General features: G+C 69.1%; 20 protein-coding genes. 15 read left to right on the top strand and 5 right to left on the bottom strand.

The features are described 5' to 3' along the window. The first annotated feature begins 544 nt into the window (after nucleotides 1-544). From IE252_RS31315 to IE252_RS31275, 9 genes are all read left to right on the top strand, one after another. On the top strand, nucleotides 545-892 hold the full coding sequence (locus tag IE252_RS31315) for a hypothetical protein (RefSeq protein WP_190092797.1): 348 nt from the start codon (nucleotides 545-547) through the stop codon (nucleotides 890-892). Further along, nucleotides 889-1200: a hypothetical protein gene (locus IE252_RS31310; protein ID WP_190092796.1), complete on the top strand. Its 312-nt coding sequence runs from the start codon at nucleotides 889-891 to the stop codon at nucleotides 1198-1200. The genes IE252_RS31315 and IE252_RS31310 overlap by 4 nt, the downstream gene beginning before the upstream one ends. A gap of 38 nt (nucleotides 1201-1238) precedes the next feature. Next, entirely contained in the window at nucleotides 1239-2087 is an 849-nt protein-coding gene (locus IE252_RS31305; protein WP_190092795.1) for a class I SAM-dependent methyltransferase, read from the top strand. 114 nt (nucleotides 2088-2201) lie between these two features. Then, nucleotides 2202-3524, top strand: a complete 1323-nt coding sequence (locus tag IE252_RS31300; protein WP_190092794.1) for a helix-turn-helix domain-containing protein — start codon at nucleotides 2202-2204, stop codon at nucleotides 3522-3524. A gap of 584 nt (nucleotides 3525-4108) precedes the next feature. After that, on the top strand, nucleotides 4109-4426 hold the full coding sequence (locus IE252_RS31295) for a hypothetical protein (RefSeq protein ID WP_190092793.1): 318 nt from the start codon (nucleotides 4109-4111) through the stop codon (nucleotides 4424-4426). A 379-nt stretch (nucleotides 4427-4805) separates the two neighbouring features. Continuing rightward, nucleotides 4806-5996, top strand: a complete 1191-nt coding sequence (locus IE252_RS31290) for a methyltransferase domain-containing protein (protein ID WP_190092792.1) — start codon at nucleotides 4806-4808, stop codon at nucleotides 5994-5996. A 336-nt stretch (nucleotides 5997-6332) separates the two neighbouring features. Continuing rightward, a complete protein-coding gene (locus IE252_RS31285) occupies nucleotides 6333-8033 on the top strand; it encodes a serine/threonine-protein kinase (protein ID WP_229848894.1) in 1701 nt (566 codons plus the stop codon). A 199-nt stretch (nucleotides 8034-8232) separates the two neighbouring features. Beyond that, a complete protein-coding gene (locus tag IE252_RS31280; RefSeq protein ID WP_190092791.1) occupies nucleotides 8233-8892 on the top strand; it encodes a class I SAM-dependent DNA methyltransferase in 660 nt (219 codons plus the stop codon). Nucleotides 8893-8971: 79 nt separating this feature from the next. Beyond that, entirely contained in the window at nucleotides 8972-9196 is a 225-nt protein-coding gene (locus tag IE252_RS31275) for a hypothetical protein (RefSeq protein WP_190092790.1), read from the top strand. 33 nt (nucleotides 9197-9229) lie between these two features. On the opposite strand, the gene IE252_RS31270 is transcribed toward IE252_RS31275, so the two are convergent. Next, nucleotides 9230-9616, bottom strand: a complete 387-nt coding sequence (locus IE252_RS31270; RefSeq protein WP_190092789.1) for a barstar family protein — start codon at nucleotides 9614-9616, stop codon at nucleotides 9230-9232. Nucleotides 9617-9761: 145 nt separating this feature from the next. On the opposite strand from IE252_RS31270, the gene IE252_RS31265 reads away from it, so the two are divergent. Then, entirely contained in the window at nucleotides 9762-10742 is a 981-nt protein-coding gene (locus tag IE252_RS31265) for an endonuclease/exonuclease/phosphatase family protein (RefSeq protein WP_190092788.1), read from the top strand. A 44-nt stretch (nucleotides 10743-10786) separates the two neighbouring features. On the opposite strand, the gene IE252_RS31260 is transcribed toward IE252_RS31265, so the two are convergent. Beyond that, complete coding sequence (locus IE252_RS31260) at nucleotides 10787-11023, bottom strand: hypothetical protein (protein WP_229848893.1); 237 nt, start codon at nucleotides 11021-11023, stop codon at nucleotides 10787-10789. A 104-nt stretch (nucleotides 11024-11127) separates the two neighbouring features. After that, nucleotides 11128-11775: an RICIN domain-containing protein gene (locus IE252_RS31255; RefSeq protein WP_190092787.1), complete on the bottom strand. Its 648-nt coding sequence runs from the start codon at nucleotides 11773-11775 to the stop codon at nucleotides 11128-11130. A gap of 266 nt (nucleotides 11776-12041) precedes the next feature. Between IE252_RS31255 and IE252_RS31250 the strand changes: the two genes are divergently transcribed. After that, a complete protein-coding gene (locus tag IE252_RS31250; protein WP_190092786.1) occupies nucleotides 12042-12878 on the top strand; it encodes a DUF1206 domain-containing protein in 837 nt (278 codons plus the stop codon). Nucleotides 12879-12961: 83 nt separating this feature from the next. On the opposite strand, the gene IE252_RS31245 is transcribed toward IE252_RS31250, so the two are convergent. Together IE252_RS31245 and IE252_RS31240 are read right to left on the bottom strand one after the other, a co-directional pair. Then, the gene (locus IE252_RS31245; RefSeq protein ID WP_190092785.1) at nucleotides 12962-13552 is read right to left on the bottom strand and encodes a hypothetical protein; all 591 of its coding nucleotides are present in this window, start codon (nucleotides 13550-13552) and stop codon (nucleotides 12962-12964) included. Nucleotides 13553-13554: 2 nt separating this feature from the next. Further along, on the bottom strand, nucleotides 13555-14121 hold the full coding sequence (locus tag IE252_RS31240; protein ID WP_190092784.1) for a hypothetical protein: 567 nt from the start codon (nucleotides 14119-14121) through the stop codon (nucleotides 13555-13557). 195 nt (nucleotides 14122-14316) lie between these two features. On the opposite strand from IE252_RS31240, the gene IE252_RS31235 reads away from it, so the two are divergent. From IE252_RS31235 to IE252_RS43450, 4 genes are all read left to right on the top strand, one after another. Beyond that, nucleotides 14317-15072 carry a hypothetical protein gene (locus IE252_RS31235; RefSeq protein ID WP_190092783.1) on the top strand — a complete coding sequence of 252 codons (756 nt, stop codon included), beginning with the start codon at nucleotides 14317-14319 and terminating at the stop codon, nucleotides 15070-15072. Between the two features lie 186 nt (nucleotides 15073-15258). After that, nucleotides 15259-16509, top strand: a complete 1251-nt coding sequence (locus IE252_RS31230) for a HEAT repeat domain-containing protein (protein ID WP_190092782.1) — start codon at nucleotides 15259-15261, stop codon at nucleotides 16507-16509. 476 nt (nucleotides 16510-16985) lie between these two features. Continuing rightward, entirely contained in the window at nucleotides 16986-17300 is a 315-nt protein-coding gene (locus tag IE252_RS31225) for a hypothetical protein (RefSeq protein ID WP_190092781.1), read from the top strand. Between the two features lie 694 nt (nucleotides 17301-17994). Then, complete coding sequence (locus tag IE252_RS43450) at nucleotides 17995-18339, top strand: hypothetical protein (RefSeq protein WP_229848891.1); 345 nt, start codon at nucleotides 17995-17997, stop codon at nucleotides 18337-18339. The last annotated feature ends 93 nt before the right edge of the window (nucleotides 18340-18432 follow it).

Here is an 18432-nt window from a genome sequence, read left to right as displayed (position 1 = left end):
CGCTCGGCTGGGTGAACGGGCTGACGTTCTTTCCCCATTCGCTCGAGTACCTCCCAGCCCAGGAAGCGGTCATCGTGGTGGGGCCGAGGGGCCTGGACTCGCTGTACCCCAAGCCTCCCCAGGCTACGAGGTCGGGCGGTCAGTACGAGCTGTTCACGGCCCCCAACGGCTACAACTGGCAGAAGGGAACCGCCTGGGAGTGGACCACCCGCATTCTCGGCAAGGCGGAGGGCGGCAACGGAGACTCCAAGTCCAGCAGTGCCCAGTCCAGGGCGGGAGTCAACATCAAGGACCTCAAAGTCCGTGCCCGCGCGCTGTTTCTGCAGCGGGACTTTAGTCGGCAAGCGCCTGAGAGGGCATCACTGATCGACGGCTGCGGTCCGGATCCGTCTGGCGGGCCGCACGCGCCCGCGCCGACGCGGGGCAGCGGCTCAGCCTCGCCGACCGATCCGTCGGCACGGATGCGGTCATCACATATGAAACATCACGCCACCCTCTGCCCACCCGGTACGTTGAGGGGTGGAACCGGCCCGAGGAGACCACCATGACGACCTCTGCCAGGAACGGACCAGGCGTCCCTCCCATGCCCGCGGAGCGGAGCCCGAAGGCTCTGCGCGCGGCCATTGCCGAGCACACGCCCGCGCTCCTCGCTGACTTCGACGCGCAGTGGAAGCGGGACATCGCCGATGCCTATGACATCGCGCCGGTCCCCGCGTTCCTGGCCCGCTGGTGGGGTGAGTACGCCATCGCGCGCGACACACTGCTCGAAGACCAGGTGAACCGCCTGGAGGTCGAGGCCGCCGAGACGCCCGACCTCCCCCGGGCAAAGGCCCTTCTTGAAGAAGCCGTCCACCTGCGCCGCGCAGCCCGGGAGGCAGAGCCCGGCCGGTGACCGACCCGTTCATGGGGCCGCCCTGGCAAGCGGACTGGGTGCAAGCAGCCCGCACTTACCGCGACGCGCTCCCCGAACACGTACGAAAAGAGATCACCAACGGCATGGCCGAACTGGTCACTGCCAGGAACCCCTATCTCCCACAGGACGAGCTCCCGCCTGGCTCTTACCTTGAACCCGCCCGCTCCAGCCGACCCAAAGGCCCCCACATCCTCGGCTTCGACCACGGCCGGGGATGGCTGCTCTGCACCTTCGTACGCCGCGTCGACGACCCACAGATCATCGTGGAGGAGATCTTCTGGCAGTGAGCCCGCAGGATCGCGCTGTCTACCTCTAGGCTGGCGTGGTGACTGATGAGCAGGAGCGGGTGCAGCCGTCGGGAGTGTGGGCCACCTCGGTGGGGGTGGCCAGGGTGCGGGCGTTGGAGAGCGAGCGGGAGAACGCGCTGTTCCGCGACCCGCTGGCACAGGCCTTCGCCACCGCCGGCGGCCAGGGGACCTCCTCGACGCCACTGCCCGACGAGGCCGCGCACCTGCGCCGACTGGCCGTGTCGTACTCCATCGTCATCAGGACGAAATTCCTCGACGACCTGTTGCAGCAGGCCTGTGCGTCCGGGGTCCGGCAGGTCGTGCTGCTCGGCGCCGGCATGGACAGCCGGGCCTTCCGGATGGACTGGCCCGAGGGCACCCGGCTGTTCGAGGTAGACACCGCCGCGCCACTGGACTTCAAGGCTTCGGTGCTGCGCCAGGAGCGGGCCGTCGCACGCTGCGAGCGGATCCCCGTCGCGGTGGATCTGCGCGAGGACTGGCGGGCCGCGTTGGTCGCCGCAGGGCACGACCCGACCGTTCCGACCGTGTGGATCGCCGAAGGACTGCTGATCTACCTCCCCGAGGAAGCGGTGGAACTGCTGCTGGCCCGGATCAGCGCGCACTCGGCGCCGGGCAGCCGGATGGGGCTGACGTTGAGCCCGCGCGGCGTGATCGAGCGCTTCCGCGCGGACGCCGCGCCCGGATCGGCGGCGTCCATGTGGCTCTCGGAGATGCCCGACGACCCGATCGGCTGGCTGGCCGGGCACGGCTGGGAGGCCACCAGTCACACCCTCCGCGAGCGCGCCGCCGCCTACGGCCGCCCGATCACCACCCCGCCGCAGCACGACGAGCAGTCCGGCGGACTGATCTCGGCGGTCCGCCGGTAGAACGCCTCCGTGTTCCCTGAACGATCGACTCCAAGGCGGCCTGATGACTGGAGTCAGGTTCATGCGCGGCCAGCCGGCCATACGCGCGCTGACCGCCTAGAACCTACCGAGGGCATGGACAAGGCGTACACCTCTGTAGGAACCCTGACCCACCCCACCGATACCGCAGCCAACGTTCTTGCTACATGCGCGAGTTGGGACTGTCGTCGAGCGCCCGCGCCGCCATCACGGTCCGCGAGTCCGAGCGTACGCTGGACGGACGGAGCACGACACCACACGCACCAGGCGGGGAACGTGAGCGCTCTAGGGGAGAACGTCAGGAAGCATCGGCGGCTGGCTGGGCTGACTCAGGAGCAGTTGGCTTACGCCTCTGGGCTCGCCCCCTCCACCGTGGCCAAGCTGGAACAGGGCGGAAATGTCAGGATCGAAACTCTTCACGTCCTGGCTCGCGCACTGCATGTGAAGACCTCTCAGCTTATGGCCTCAGATACTCCAGAACCCGTGCGGGGGGAAGATCAGACACGTGTAGGTCTGGCCGATTTGCGGAGTGCGCTTACCCCGCCCCTGGAAATCACGGAAAGTGCCAGCGAGAGGCAGACCGAAGAACCGAACCTTCCCGCCTTGTTGGAAGTGATTCGCGCTGGTTCCTCGGCGTACGATTCAGACAACTTCGGTTCTGTTGGTGGCAAGATGCCTCAGATGATCCGGGATGCGAATTCGGCGGTCTCGTACTTCGACAACGGTGAGGAGTACACACGGGCGCTGTCTGCTCGCTCGGAAGCCTATTTGTTGGGTGGCCGATACCTGACGCAGGTTCGGCAATTGAGGCAAGGGCGTTTCGATGACGCGGAGCGAGCGGCCATTGAGACAGCCGACCACCTAGAGCCGCGAATCTCCAAAGCGCCCCCGGAGAGGCTCGCAGTCTGGGGCTGGCTCGCCTTGCAAGCTGCTGCCGCTGCTGTTCGCAATAACCGTCCTGACGACGGTGCAGATGCCCGTAGGATTGCCGAGTCTGCCGCTGCCGCCCTGGGAAGGTGCGCCGACACAGGCCACCGGTTCGGCCGGTTCGATAGCGCCGTTGCCGGGATGAAGGCTCTGGAGGATGAATTGATCGCGGAGAACGGGGACCCCTACCGCGTGATTGACGAATCCACGGGAAAGGCTCGGTTCTCAGACCACACCATGAAGGCCGCCCGTATCACTGAGACAGAAAAGGAATGGAACCGACACCGGCTGACTGTGGCAACGGCGTTCGTCAAGGTTGGCGACCATGACAAAGCTATGGACCGGCTGACGGCGATTGACTACGTCAACCCTCAGTGGCTCCGGCATCAACGCATGGCGCAAGACGTGATGGCTGCGATCGTCCAGCGACGTAAGCGGAGGCTCACCTCTGACATGCGCTCGATGGCTACCCGGCTGGGCGTGCTGGGCTAGCTACTGTGCAACGCGGTAGTTAGAGGCGATCACGTATCCAACTACCTTGCTACGTCCGTGGATTGAATCTCTGAGGTCTCGTACGGCCCCTCTACAGATGAAGCGGAATGAGGGGTCCGAGAGGGTACGCAGGACCGAAGGCGAGAGGCAGCGACGGTGCGACCTTGCTGACACGGCGTCGGGCAACTGGGCTCCCGCAGTGGGAACGTACGCCGTAGACACGACGAACGGCCGGATCGGTGAGGTACGCAAGCTGTTCGACGGGTCCGCGTACCTCGTTCCGCCGGGTGGTGGCGCCGAGTGGGCCGTGGCCCCCTCCGCCCTGCGGTCGCCGACCGATGCGGAGACGTGGCGGGTGCAGGTCTGGACCCGCCCTGTGGGATCGCGCTGATGTGGGCTGTCGTACCCGGCCCGCCGTGGATTCCTGACCCCGGCGTGCTGGTCAAAGACACGGCAGGCGGGCGGCTCGGGAAGGCCATCGCGTGGGACGGCGACACGCGCACGGTCACCCTGGCACCGCCGGAAGGCGGGGAACCCTGGGAGACCGCCGCGTTCTGTCCGGCGAACGAGAGAGCGGGTCGGCCGTGAGCGTTCGCAGCACGTTGCGCGCAGTGGTCTACAAGGTGCTGCGCCACCCTGACAGCGAGGTGACCGTGACGGCCCGCTGCATGAGCGGCGGCGGGTGTCGCTGGGAACTGGCCCCGACGCCGGACCTTGCGGCGGGGGCGGCGGCGCTGATGTCCCACACCGCCCAGACCGGTCACGCGATCTTCACGCGCTGCGTGGAAGACCTGGCGTGCGTGGTCCTCGGCAACCCGCAGGAGCAGGCTCGCCGTGTGGCGGTCAGCGCGCGGGAGCGCGCGGCCGAGGGACCTGTCGAACACGCGCGGGCGGAGACGTAAGCCCCTGAAGACTCCCGTCCCCCGGAGAGGCCCGCTGCGGCTCAGCGCTCACCCCTGCTACGGATGGCATGGCGCGCGCGTGGTAATGGTCCCGTCCCGTCCGGGGGTTCGGGGCAAGCCCCCGTCCGGTCGCACGACCCGTGAAGCGGAGACGGCCGGACGGGCGGATTTCCGTTCCGGTCAAGTCGGGGCGGGTAGGACGACCGCGTGGGGAAGGGCCCCGCGTTGTCATGGTGGAGGAGAGCGCGCAGTGAGTCTCATCCTGATCAATGGTGGCGACAAGCTTCCGGGCGAGCCCTACCCCGGGCCGCATCAGCCGCCCACCCCGGACGGGGGCCCCGGAGTCCCCAACCCGCCCAAGCCCCAAGGTAGTTGAGCGGTGGCGAACAACGCGCACAAGGACCGCCCCAGCCGTACAGAACTGGGGCAAGCTCTCGCGTCCGCCGGCGTCCTGGTCTCTGGCTGGGAGCCTGCATGCGCTGCCGTGCCGCGCTCCGCGTTCCTGCCCGACCTCATGTGGCCGTTCGACATGAGCACTGCTCGAAGCATCGCTGTGAGTAAGGCGGCTGATCCGCAAACGTGGCAGCGCTACGCCGACTCCGACGCGCCCATCGTTACGCAGTGGGACGACGGAAAGCATTCCGGCACGGAACCGGGACAGGTCTCGACTAGTTCCGCCTCTATGCCGAGTGTCGTGTTCTCCATGCTCCGCGACCTGGACGTACGCACGGGAAACCGCGTCTTGGAGATCGGCACCGGTACCGGCTGGAATGCCGCCCTGCTCGCCCACCGGCTCGGCGCGAGGAACGTCGTCACGGTGGAGGTTGACGAAGCCGTGGCGGCAGCCGCGCGGGAGGCGCTTGCCTGGTTCGGCACCCCCGTACGCGTGGTGCACGGGGACGGCTTCAAGGGGTACCCGGAGGCAGCACCGTACGACCGGATCATTGCCACTTGCGGGCTCCGCTCCATCCCCTTCACGTGGGTGCAGCAGAGCAGACCGGGCGGGGTCATCGTGGCCCCCTGGGGAACGCACTACACCAACGGGGATGCCGTCGCCCGGCTGATCGTCTCCGATGACGGGCAGAGCGCGTCAGGAGAGTTCACCGGACCTGTCGAGTTCATGAAGCTGCGGGCACAGCGACGTCCCCCAGTGGTCCACGCCGAGTACGTCACGGGCAGTGTGGCCGATGGTGACGAGTCATCCACGACGATCACGGAAGCCGAGATCGTCGGCGGCAGATTCAACCCGAAGGAATTCGCCCTGGGTCTGCGCGTGCGGGACTGCGTGGTCACGGTTGCCGACAAGCGCGACGGCGCACGACCCGTGTGGTTCTACGGGCTCACCGACCACTCATGGGCGTGTGTCCAGTTCCGAGACGCGGACATCGCGCGTGTCTGGCAGTCGGGGCCCCGTCGCCTCTGGAACGAGGTACAGGCCGCGTACCGCTGGTGGGAGGAACAAGGCCGACCCGGGTTCGAACGCTTCGGGCTCACCGTGGACGGCGACGGCGAGCGGGCGTGGCTCGACTCCCCGGACAGCCCGGTCTCGATCAGACTCAGAGTGGCGTAACCGAGCGTCACGCGACGACACGAAGTGGACCAGAGTCCGCGTTGCGAGAGCACTACGGCACCTGCCACGGGAGCGCGACCGTGCCACAGCCTGCCGCCAGCCGCGCGGCAGGCGCCGTGGCACCTGCCGGTCTGGTTCCTGGCCGTACGTGCGACGTGCGGGACCAGGCGCACGGGTCTCGTGATCCCTCACGTCAGATACCTGGACGATCACGGCTGTTGGAAGGCACGCCTGCGCGTCGACAGCAGGGCCGTTCGAACTCGCCCGTACGCGCACCCCTAGGCTGGTTCCCGCCGGATGGCGGATCTTGGGTAGTGCGACGAAGGAGCGTGACAGGTGACGGGGGCGAACGGCGCGGAGCTGGTCGGAGTGGTTCTGGGCGGGCGATACCGGGTGACCGCGATGATCGGGCGCGGTGGCATGGGTGTGGTCGCCCGGGCGGTGGACCAGCTGCTGAACCGCGAGGTCGCCGTCAAGGTCGTGCGGGCCTACACCGACGCCTCCCCGGCCGAACTGGCCGATCTGCGGGTCCGGATGCAGCGGGAGGCGCAGGCCGCCGCCCGTATCCGGCACAGCGGTGTGGTCACCGTGCACGACGTGGTCGAGGAGCAGGGGCTGCCCGTCATCGTCATGGAGCTGGTCGACGGGCCCTCCCTCGACGACGTGCTGGCGGAGCGCGGCCACCTGGACCCGCGCGAAGCCGCCGCGATCGGCGCCAAGCTGATGGACGCGCTCGACGCGGCACACCGGGCCGGGGTCCTGCACCGGGACGTCAAGCCCGGCAACGTACTGCTGGAGCGCAGCGGCCGGGTCGTGCTCACCGACTTCGGTATCGCCAGCATGGACACGTCCGGCGAGGAGGCCCTGGCCAAGCTGACCCAGAGCGGTCAGATCGTCGGCTCCCTCGACTACCTGCCGCCGGAGCGCACGCAGGGCCGGGAACCGGGTGCCGCGTCGGACATCTGGGCGCTCGGCATGACGCTGTACGCGGCGGTGGAGGGCTCTTCGCCCTTCCGTCGTACGTCGGTGTGGTCCACGCTGGCGGCGATCGTCGGCGAGCCGCTGCCGGAGCCCCGGCGCGCCGGACCGCTCACCCCGGTCCTGCGGGCGCTGATGGCCAAGGACCCGCTGCAGCGGCCCGACGCCGGGCAGGCGCGCGAGATGCTGGAGGCGGTCGCCGGGGGAGGGACGGCGGCCCCCGCGCCGGCACCGGCCTTCCAGCCCGTCACTCCGCCGGGCTTCGGCCCCGCCGCTGGGCCGTTCTCCCAGCCCGCCCCCGAGCCCGTGGTCGCCTATACGCCGACCGACGCCTACGGTGCCCCTCCGCAGCCGGGTGCCGCACATCCGGGCATGGCGCCTGGCATGCCCGCCGCTCACGGCAACCGCCCCGAGACCGATACCACGGTCGTCCGTGCGCGGCGCCGCCGCACCCGTACCGTCGTCGCGGCGGCGGCCGCCACCGTCCTCGCCTGCGGCGGAGCCGCCTATGCCCTGGTGGACATGCAGGGAGACGGGGACGGCGGCGGGTCGAACACCGCGCGTTCCACGGCGAGCACCCCCGCGGGCGGTACGACCGACGGCCCGCCCTCCTCGGGAGACCTGACCTCCATAGGCCCCGGCGAGACGTCGTCCAGGACCCCCTCGAAGAAGGACGGGGACCGTGGGGGAAGCCCCACGCCGAAGCCCGGCAACAGCGGCAAGCCTGCTGCGGACCCGTCCGACTCGGCGAAGGTCAAGCCCAGTTCCACGGTGAAGGAACCCGTCCCGGTATCGACATCGTGCACCGGCTGGGCCCACTCGAACCGCAGCGACGGCTACGGTTACGTGTCCGAAAACACCCACCTCTACACCGGGCCGTACGCGGTGTGCTCCTACGTGACCGTGGTCAAGTCCGGAGTGAAGGTCTACTACCACTGCTACGTCACCAATGCGCAGGGCAACAAGTGGATCTACGCCCGTATCCAGGGCACGAACACCGAAGGCTGGCTGTTCAGCGAGAAGTCCACCCTGAAGAGCGGCACGCTCGCCCGCTGCTGAGTGAGCGTGGTTCTTCGGCACAGCGGCCACTGGCAACCGCGTGTGCTCAGCGGTTGCTGGTGGGCGTCCGACGACTGCCGGGCAGCCGCCGGTGCTCGCGCTCGCGCCGCGGGGCCCGCGAGCGCCGGGCACCACGGCCGGAACCCGTAGGCCGCGCACTCGTTGGGCAGAGGGCCGCACCTGGAGGAGGATCCGCGCGATGACCGTGGAATCGACTGCCTTCCCCGACCTGCCTGCCCGTTCAGCGGAGGCCGCTCGCCCCTTCGACGCTCTCGGCAGGACGTATGAGGACATCTACGGGCGGATCCCCGAGCGGCTGGCCGCGATCGACTGGCTGCTGGCCCGGCTCCCGGAGCGGGCACGGGTGATGGACGTCGGCTCCGGTACCGGCAGGCCGACGGCCCACCTGCTTGCTGCGGCCGGGCACGTCGTGACCGGCTATGACGTCTCGAAGACGATGGTCGAACTGGCCCGCGCACAGGTCCCGCGTGCCCGGTTCGAGCTGGCCGATGTGCGGACCCTGCCGGAGACCCCTGGGCAATGGGACGCCATCACCACGTTCTTCACCCTGCTCCAGATGCCCCGCGCCGAACTGGACGCCACTCTCGCAAGGATCGCCGGCTGGCTGGCCCCGGGCGGGCTCTTCGCCTTCGCCACCGTGCCCCTCGATGCGGAAGACGCACAGATCCAGTGGACGGGCCAGACCCTGCGCTGCACCAGCTACCCGGCTCGGACCTACGGACGGCTGCTGCGCGCGGCCGGCCTGGACATCGTCCACGAACACCTCAGCGTCTTCCACCCCGACTTCCCCGGCGCGCACCCCGAAGAACACCTCTTCATCCACGCCCGCAAGCCCTGAGGCCCAGTCGGCATGTGCTCGACGTCACCAGTAGGAATTCAGTTCCGTCATGTGGGTCGGGATGCTTACCATCCCGACCATGCCAAGACCTTTCGGATTCACCTATGACCAGCGTCCTGACGGCAGCGTGACCATCACCCACCAGGGACGATCGGCTGGCACATTGCGCGGTGCACGTGCCGAGAAGTTCCTCGCGGAGGTGGATTCCGGTGATGCCCAGTTGGTGATGGCTCGCTGGACGGGTGCGTACAAGCACGGCAATGAGCGCATGGCGCGCAACCACCCGCGCAACCGTGGCTTCTGAGGGGGCCACCGAGGTGGCGGGCCCCGCCGCGTCTCAGCAGAGTGTCAGCAGCCCGGGAGCCTCCCCTTCGAAGATGCCGACCAGCCAGTCGAACACCGTCGGGCCGCGGCCGTCCTTCGCGGCGGCGAGCTCCGCGGCGACGGACTCGCGGTTGGTGAAGTGGCAGCGTGTCAGGCGTATCTCCAACTGGCGGACCGTCTCCGGGTGGCCGAGGGCTTCGCGGGCGTACGCGTGGTCGTGCCACTCGAAGCGGAAGTCGCCGTCGTCGGGTGTGCCGAAGCCGCCGCGGAGGCAGTCGGCCAGGGCATCGAGGTTCTTGCCGAAGTAGCCGCCGGGCCCGTTGACGCTCTCGCCGATCACGCGCCAGAAGTCCTCCAGCGTATGGATGTGCCTGCCGTCGAGTACGTAGATCGTGGTCACGGGGTGAGCGTAGAGCGGATGGTGCGCCTCCACACCGCAATATCGCCGGAGCGGGCCGCTTTGACGTCGTCGTTCCCCTCCTTGACGCCTTGATCACTCCCGCAGACAATCTCCCCCGGCAAATCCGGAACCTCGTGGGGGAAACATGCGCAGACTTCGTACCATCCTGCTCACGCTCGTCGGCGCGGTGGGTCTCACCGTGGGGGCGGCGCCCGTGGGAGCCGTGGCGGACCCGGGCACTCCGGTGGGGGTCGCGAGCACCGCGACGTACAAGGTCTGGCACTGGAACGTGGCGGGTGACGAGTCGAACTTCGGGTCCACCACCAACGGTCTGGTCGACGCGCTCCTCGGCTCGGTCAAGTACCGCGACCCCGACTTCATCTCCCTCAACGAGGTCTGCCCCGCTCAGTACCACGCCATCCTCAAGGGCCTGCAGGACGCGGGCTGGCCGCAGAGCTCGACCAACTTCGCGCGGTTCGAGCCGATGCCCGACGTGGACAACACCGGGTGCCACACCGACACCGGTGGCGCGGTGGAGCCGTACGGGGTCGCCGTGTTCAGCAAGTTCGCCCCGAGCGGTACTGACCGGATCACCCTGCCCGCCGACGGTGACAAGGCGCGCAAGCTGCTGTGCGTGCCGGTGGCCTCGCAGCCCGGCGGACTGCGGTTCTGCAGCACGCACATCACCTTCAAGGCCGAGGCCAAGGCGGCGCAACTCGACGCGGTGCGCGCGAAGATGAACGAGTTCATGGCGGCCGGCGGCTCCGTGATCACGGCCGGTGACTTCAACACCCAGCCCCACGACCCGCTGCTCAACAACTGGTACGCGCCGAGCGTCGCCACCCCCAGCAACGGCGGCAACACCGGCGCGTTCCGTGAGCTCGACGACCTCGACACCGTCTGCCCCGGCTGGGGCGAGCAGAGCACCGAGGGCGCGCTCCTGGGCAAGTGCGGCCAGAAGGCCAAGGTGGACCACGTCTTCACCCCTGAGAACCGGCTGGTCTCCTACGACGAGGACACCCACCCCATCGCCACCGACCGCTGCACCAACCGCAACGGCGTGTACATCCCCTGCTCCAACCACCGGATCGTGGAAGCGACAGTGACGATGTCGACGGGGCAGTGAGGGCAGTGAGGCGGCCGCTCGACTGATCGGGCGGCCGCCACCGGTCAGGCGGGGACGCCGGCCCGGTGCAGGACGTCGGCCATCTCGTCCTCGGGGAGCGCGGGGTTGGCACCCGCGCCGGAGGCCAGTTCGGGGATGTGAAGCGCCTCGTGGAGCCGTTGGAGCGGGAGACGCGGGTCGGCGACCGCCGCCTGACGGGTCCAGACCTCGGAGTCATGGCTGAGCCGCTCGATGAGCGCGGGCGTGGCGGCTGTGCTCGTCCCCGGTTGCTTTGCGGTCATGATCTCCCATCGGGGCCCGTCAGGAACCGCCGGACCGCAGCGAGCGCACCTGGATGCCCGTGGTGCGGCGGGAGGGTGCCGCACCACGGGCCGAGTGTGTCCGTTTACGGGATGGTCCAGTGGTGGTCGTCGTTGTCGCTGCAGTAGTACAGGGTGAGGCGGGCGTTGTCGCCGCCGGTGCGTACGCCGTCGACGTCGAGGCACAGGCCGCTGGCGAGGTTGACGAGCCAGAAGCCGTCAGAGCGGTCCACGCGACCGTAGAGCTGGTTGTCGCCCGTCGTCTGGTTGCAGTAGAACTCGCTGACCTTGGTGCCCGCGTTCACGCTGCCGTAGTTCGGCACGTCGAGGCACAGGTTGTCCTTGGCGTTGCGGAGGTTGTAGAGCGGGTAGCCGTTGGAGCTGTTCCCGACGTAGTCCCAGTAGAACAGCTGGTTGTCGCCGGACGTTCCGTTGCACGTGTACTCGTTGACGGGTCCGTTGACCGTCCCGGCACCGTAGTTGGGAAGGTCGATGCATTTGCCGGTGACGACGTTCTTGACGAGGTAGGGCCCGTAAGTCGTGGTGGCAGGCGCGAGGTGCTGCGGAGCGTGGGGGAGGCCGGTGGTCTTGGCGGGGGACGCGATCCGTACCGGGGTGGAGCTGGGAGCCGCCGGGCCGGCGGGGGCCGCGTGTGCGGGGGCGGCGGTGAACGCGAGCGCGAGCAGGGTGACGCCGGCGCTGAGCGTGCCGACGAGCCGTCTGACGGGTTTCATGGTTCATCCCTTTCTGTGTTCCCTGGTGGCTTTCCGCGGCCTGACACTGCCGGGAAGGGGAGTTGGCCGCGTGGCCCCGACGCGATCCGAGCACGTCAGCTCGGGTCGACGGGCCGGACAAGCGGGGTTGTCCGCGGACAACGGGGAGACCGGCCGCGCGCAGAGGTGACCCGGGACGAGGTTGCTCCGCACCGTGCATCAGATTTCAGCATGGGGGCACCCGGGGGCCAGGACGGGCATCGCGCCCATGCTGTCGGGAGGAGTTCGTGACGTCGTCTCATGCACAGGGCAGGGGCCGAGGAGCGGCGGGCTCCGCGGGCCGGTCTGCGGAAAGGGAGACGCTGACCGCCGCGGGGCGGGCGGGCTTCGTCGCGCGGGGTGTCGTGTACGTCCTGATCGGCGCCCTGGCGATGCAGATCGCCCTCGGCAGCGGCGGACAGTCGGCGGACCGTGAGGGCGCGCTGCACCAGGTCGCGGCGCAGCCGTTCGGCAAGGTGATGCTGTGGGCGCTGGGCGCCGGCTTCGGCTGCATGGCACTGTGGCGCGGTTCCCGCGCGATCCTCGGCAAGGGGCCCGGGCAGAAGGCCGCTTCGCGACTCCTCGACGGTGGCCGGGCGATCTTCTACGTCTCGGTCTGCTGGGGAACCGCCGTGTTCGCCGCCGGTGGCGGCCAGGGTTCCAGCGGCAACGCGAAGTCGCAGGACTGGACGGCTACCGTGCTGAAACTGTCCTACGGCCAAGCCCTGGTGGGGGCCGGGGGCTGCCTACTGATCGGCATCGGTGCCGTGCTCGCGATACGGGCGGCGATGCGCAAGTTCCTGCGACGGCTGGATCTCGGCGCGATGAGCCACCGTACCCGGCAGGTCGTCACCGGCCTGGGGGTGGGCGGGGGCGTGGCGCGCGGTTTGGTGTTCGCCGCGGCCGGCATCTTCATTCTGCTCGCGGCCGTCCGCTTCGACGCGAACGAGGCCAAGGGGGTGGATGCCACGCTCCGCAGCTTCGCGCACACCCCGGCCGGCCCGTGGCTGCTGGTCGCCGTCGCGATCGGGTTGATCCTCTTCGGCGTCTTCTCCTTCGCCTCGGCGCGCTGGCGCCGCCTGTGAAGAGCGAGCGCCACGGTCACCAGGTTCACACCGAACTTGGCAGGACCTGGTCGATGGCACTCCGGGCGCGGCTCAGCGGGTGCTCACTCTGATCCGGAATGCGGGTGGCGGGCTGCCCACGATGTCTGGACGTCGACGGCCTCGCCGAGCTCGGTGCGCAACTGGTCCAGAAAGGTCCAGAGGTCGGGTGCGGCGATGGAGAAACCTGCCTCTGCCACGTCGGAGAGGCCGTCCGGGTAGGTGGCGTCGGTATACAGGGCGCCCGCGGTCATGTGGTAGACGCTTCCCGTGGTCGCGCTCACGGCGTAGTGACCGCCACCGCCGTCCGTCGCGAACCCGGTGACCGTGTCCTCGACAGCGCCCTTCAGCCGGGTGGGATGGTCCCTGTCGTGCAGCAGCGTGGGGACGTCCTCGATCCAGATGCCGTTCTCGAGGTCCGGCAACTCGACGGCGCTCATGCGCGCGTAGTACGCGAGGAGCGTGCGGTGTGCCCCGGCCTCGGCCAGCAGCACGGAGGCTTCGGCGGCCTCCTGTGCGGTGGCGGTGCGTACGAGGTGCTCGTCGGGTTCGAAGCCGTGCACCGCCTGGAAGCCGTCCTGGAAGAGTCGGACGAGGCGTCTCATGTCGGCGCCCCATTGCTCCAGGTCGGGGGCGGGTTTCTCCGGCTGGTGCATGCTCAGGCCTTCGGCCCGGGAGCAGGGAGTGCGGCGATGTCCTTCGCGCAGCTGGAGTGGTAGCCGACGAACGTGATCAGGTCGATCCGGTCGCTCTCGGAGAGCTTGCCCTTGACGGTCCACTCACCCTTGGCGAGGACGGTCCGGGTGAGGGCACCGTCCTGCTGCCGGGACGCGAGCTTCCAGCCGCGCTTCTCCAGTGCACGTACGGCAGCGGCGAACGGCTCGTCGCCCCTGCCCTCGCCCAGGGCCCGGCCCGTGCTGCCCGACCAGAGCGCGCTGCAGTCGTTCAGCTTGCGCTCGGTGGGCGAGGTGGCGTTCGGGTCGGGGTCGGGGGAGAGCCCGCTGAGCTGGGCCTCCGCCGCGGCGGCGTCCAGATCCGCGTCGACCTCGTCCCGCTCCCGGCGCAGTCCGCCCGAGGGGGACCGGTCCTTGGGGGCGGCTGTCTGGGCGGAGGAGGCCGACTTCGCCGGGGAAGGGGATGCGTCGTTGGTGCTGCAGCCGGTCACGGATGCCGTGGCCACCATGCCCAGCGCGACCATGGCCAGCGCTGTCCTGCTCGTGCTCAAGTTGTTTCCCGCCCCGTTAATACCGTCCGTCCGCAGTACCGAATGGTGCCAGTTTAACGGAAGACGTCTGAAATCCTCCGAAAGGAGACGTACGAAGCGCCATTATGCATGAGGGCCCCCAGCGGGGTGACACGAGCACATGCATACTTACGTTCGGCCTTTTGGCCTTTCGAACGCTTTTTCAAAGGAAACCCCGTGCACGTTCGCCCCCGCTGGACCGCTCTCCTGGCCCTGGCCACCTCCTCGCTGCTGCTGACCGCCTGCGGCGGTGGCTCCGACTCCGCCTCCGGTTCGGACAAGCCCTCGGGTTCCGGCACCAAGAAGGACAAGAGCGCGCCCCCCGTTCCCGCCTACATCACAGCCGACCAGGCCCAGCAGGCGCTCGTCGCTCTCGGGGACCTGCCGTCCGGCTGGAAGCTGGAGCCGAACACGGGCCTCGACAAGTCGGAGGGCGGGGAGGACCAGATCAACACCCCTTCCAAGCCCGAGTGCGCGCCGATCACGATGATCCTCAACACGGGACGGCTGGTGGAGGACCACAAGGCCAACGCCGAGGTGGTCTTCACGAAGAAGGGCGACCAGACGACGGTCGCCCAGGACGTCAGCGGCTACCCGCGTGCGGAGGCCCAGAAGGCCATGGCCGGGCTGCGGACGGCGGTCGACAAGTGCGCCGTCTTCAGCGCGAAGGAAAGCGGCAAGAAGGCCACGGTGAAGGTGAAGAAGGCCGCCCAGCAGCCGACGTACGGCGACGAGTCGATCGCCTACGCCGTCACCGTCGTCTCGGGCGACCTGCAGATGGACTTCGACCTCGGTACGGTACGCAGCCACGGCGCGATCACGACGGTCCTGAACAACTACAGCGACCACGGGGACCGGGGCAAGGAAGCCTTCGGCAAGGCCCTGGCCAAGGCGGCGACGAAGCTGACGGCGGCTGCGGCGAAGACGGCCTGACCCACATGCACTCGGCCGCGAGTACGTGCGGGTCGCCGCCCGCATAGCCGGTGCCGCCGTCCCTGCGGGCGGCGGCACCGAGGCCATACCCCCGCACCGGAGAGGCCGGCTTCGCCGCGCTGGGGCGGTCGGGCGGGTTGAGGTGTCCACGGACATGTGCCCCTGGGCAGGCCATAGGCTTCACCCATGCTGAGCAGCACAAACGAGTCGTACGAGGCCGTCGGGCGACTGGCCGCCGGGGTTGCCGTGGAGCAGGCGCTCGATGTGGCGGACCCGGAGGCTTGGATCGGTGTGGACGTCGGGGTGCGTGAACTGGCCTGGCGGCGGCCGGAGCTGTTCCACTCGAACGCCTCGCCGTCCGGGCGGCGGCTGAGTTGGGACGCGGATGCGTCGTGCCCCACCGTCACCTGGTCCGGCACACCCGGTGACGCGGAACTGGCCCTCGCCCTGTGCCACCGAGACGGCCGCATACGCGAGGCCGCCCTGGGCCACGCCGAGGAGCGGCCCGCGCTGTCTGCGCTGGTTGTCATCCGCTGCGCGGACTGGGCGGGGCCGGTACGCGAACGGGCCCGGGCACTCCTGGCCACCGTGCCCACGCACCGGCTTGCCGCACACGCCGCGCTGATCCTGCGGATCGGCCGCCGCCCGCGAGGCGCTTTCGCCCAGGAACTGCTGACCGAGGCGCTGCGTACAGGCCCGGCCACACACACCACGGGGCTGCTCGACAGCAGCGACAAGGCAACGAGGCGTCTGGCATACCGCGTCGTCGTCAAGCGAGGGCTGCTCCCTGTGACGCGACTCGCTCAGACCGCCGCCCGCCACCACGATGTCGTGGTGCAGGGCTTGTGCGCCGAAGCGGCGGTGGCGACCCTCGGCGAGGGCACCTCCGACAACTTCACCGAAATCGTGGTGCCACTGCTCGCCTCCCGCCAACCCCGGGTCAGGTCCGCGGGGGTGACCGCGCTGCGCCGGACCGGGCGGCACCCCGAGGCCGAGCCGTACCTCACCGACCGGTCCGCCCTGGTGCGGGCGTGCGCCCGGTGGGTACTGCGGCAAGGCGGCACCGACCCGGCACCGCTGTACCGCGCGCTGTGTGAGGACCCCGCGGAGCGGCCCGCCGCCGCGGCGGGCCTCGGCGAATGCGGGACGCGCGAGGACGCGGGCCTGCTACGGCCGCTCCTCGCGCACCCGGTCCCCGGGGTGCGCGCCTGCGCGGTGGCAGGGCTGCGGGCGCTGGAAGCGGTGCGTGCCGACGACGTACGACCGCTCCTGGAAGACTCGTCAGCGGCGGTCGTCCGACAGGCGACCGCGGCCCTGCTGCCGTGGGCCGACCACCTTCCGCCGCAGCATCTGCGCGAGCTCCTGGCCGAGGACCGCCCGCGCCACCAGCAGGTCGCAGCTGCCCGGCTGCTTTGGGCCGGCGGGGTGCGTGTCTAGAGGCTGTCCGAGTCTCGTAGCGGACCGCGAGTTCGGCGGGGTGGTTCACCTGCTGAAGCGGGAGGTGCCGAGGGTGACTTGGTGGCCGGTCAGGCTGATCTCGACACCGTCCTTGGGGGCGCGCGCCTCGGTGAAGTCGACTGTCGTGCAGTGATGTCCGGGCGACCCATACGCCCATAGAGTTGAACGGGTTCAAATCGCGGGCGTGAAGCCAGAGCTGCCCCTTTGCCGGACCGCGCTCCACGACACCGCAAACCAGGGCGCGTGCCTAGCCAGCCACGCGGAGGTTTCCGGTCGATCGGAGATCCGAAGCTCTGATCTGGCTCAACTCCGTAGATCCAGGCCGCGTTGACGCAGCATCATGCGATCACGGCGCCACCCTGCTGTCGCGTCAAGGGACGTCCGTACGACGGCACTGACGCAAGCAGACGACCGCCGGGGGCACTCAGCCGTCCCGGTCCCTACAAGGAGAAGTCATGCTGTTTGAGAAGAAGACGTCCCCCATCGTGGTGCGCGACGGGCACGACATCCTTGCGGCTGTGCGGACTGCTCTTGCCCAGGCAGTGCCCGGGGAGCAGGCCGGGCTGGAACGGGCTGCCGAAATCATCGAGGCGCATTGCCGGTCCACCGACGATGACCTTCTGGGTCGATGGGTGCGAGGCATCCTGGCCGAAGCCGGAGTCGATTCCCGAAGCGACCATGTCCAACGCGTGATCACTCTGCGCAAGGCCGTACCCGAGCTCACCCTGACCGCGGCCCACCGCCTGGTCGTGAACGCGGTCGGCGAATAGCGCATCCGGCGGTACTCTCACCAACCTTTCGGCCGTACGTGCGACACTCCTCCCCTGATCAGAGGGAGAGGTACGGCAGGTGGAGAAGTCCGAGGCGAAGCGGGTGCTGGAGCAGGCCCGTCAGGCGTGGGAGGCGGAGGAGTGGCTGCGCTCGGCCGAGCGCTGCGTGGTGTAGCGGACGCGTGGGGTGCTGACTTCGGGTGAGGCCCTGGCAGGGCGTTCATGATGGGCATCTCGGATGCTCGCGCGAATGTCCCGCGTAAATGCGTAGGCAACGAGCGGTGAGACTGACACCCCAAGCCCTGCACCTCAAGAACAGGCGTATGTCCACGCTCACTTCGGTATTCGCTGGCAACGCCCGCACCAGCCCCGCGTCGGGTGCTGTGGTCGGCAAAAGGCCTGGTGGCGCGATTATGCTGGGTCTCGGTCGCAGTGCCTCTAAGGTCGGTTGCTTCGACATGAACGCCGCTCAGCGGCCCAACAGATGGAGTTGAATGTGGAACCGTCGCCGCCTACCCGTGCAGCCGACCGAACGGGTAGCACGGTGGGCCTCTTCTGGGTCAGCGGGGAAAGGGTGTACCTGGGCACGCCTCCCGCGGAGGGGGTACCGGGTGTGCTGCTCTCCCCAGTGGGCGTACGGATAACCGGCCCCGCTCCGCAGGCGTGGCGCTGGTCGGCTGTGATGGATCTCCAAGTGACGGAAGTCCCGGTCCGCACCACGCTCGTACGGTGGGCGGCCCGCGGCCTGTCCGTGGCCGCCGCGGCCCTCGACGCGTGGGTTCCCGGCAGCCCGGCCGAGATGACAGCCGCCATCACCACGACGCAGGGGGACCGTATCGAGTGCCCGGTGTTCTCCGGCGCCGCGGTTGCGTATACCCAGCGAGAAGTTGATCTGTCTTTGGGGCTGCTTGCCCGTTTCACGCGCGGCGAGTCCTCGCCTGCCACCCTGATGACCTGGTGGAACGACGCCCAGCCTGGTGAAGTCCTACGATCCCGTGAGCGCGAGGCCGTGTTGGAAGGCTGGCTGGGTATGGCGTGACGCCTGCGAAACGGGGTGAGGGCCATCCGATGCGCTCGTGCCTGCGCGAGGACGTCCTCGCGCATGTATCCCGCCATGACGAAGGAGACCGAG

It is taken from the genome of Streptomyces melanogenes, from assembly GCF_014649795.1.
In the GTDB taxonomy this organism is placed as follows: Bacteria; Actinomycetota; Actinomycetes; order Streptomycetales; family Streptomycetaceae; genus Streptomyces; species Streptomyces noboritoensis.
The sequence above is the reverse complement of the archived record's forward strand: the minus strand, read 5'-3'. Positions and strand labels throughout refer to the sequence as shown.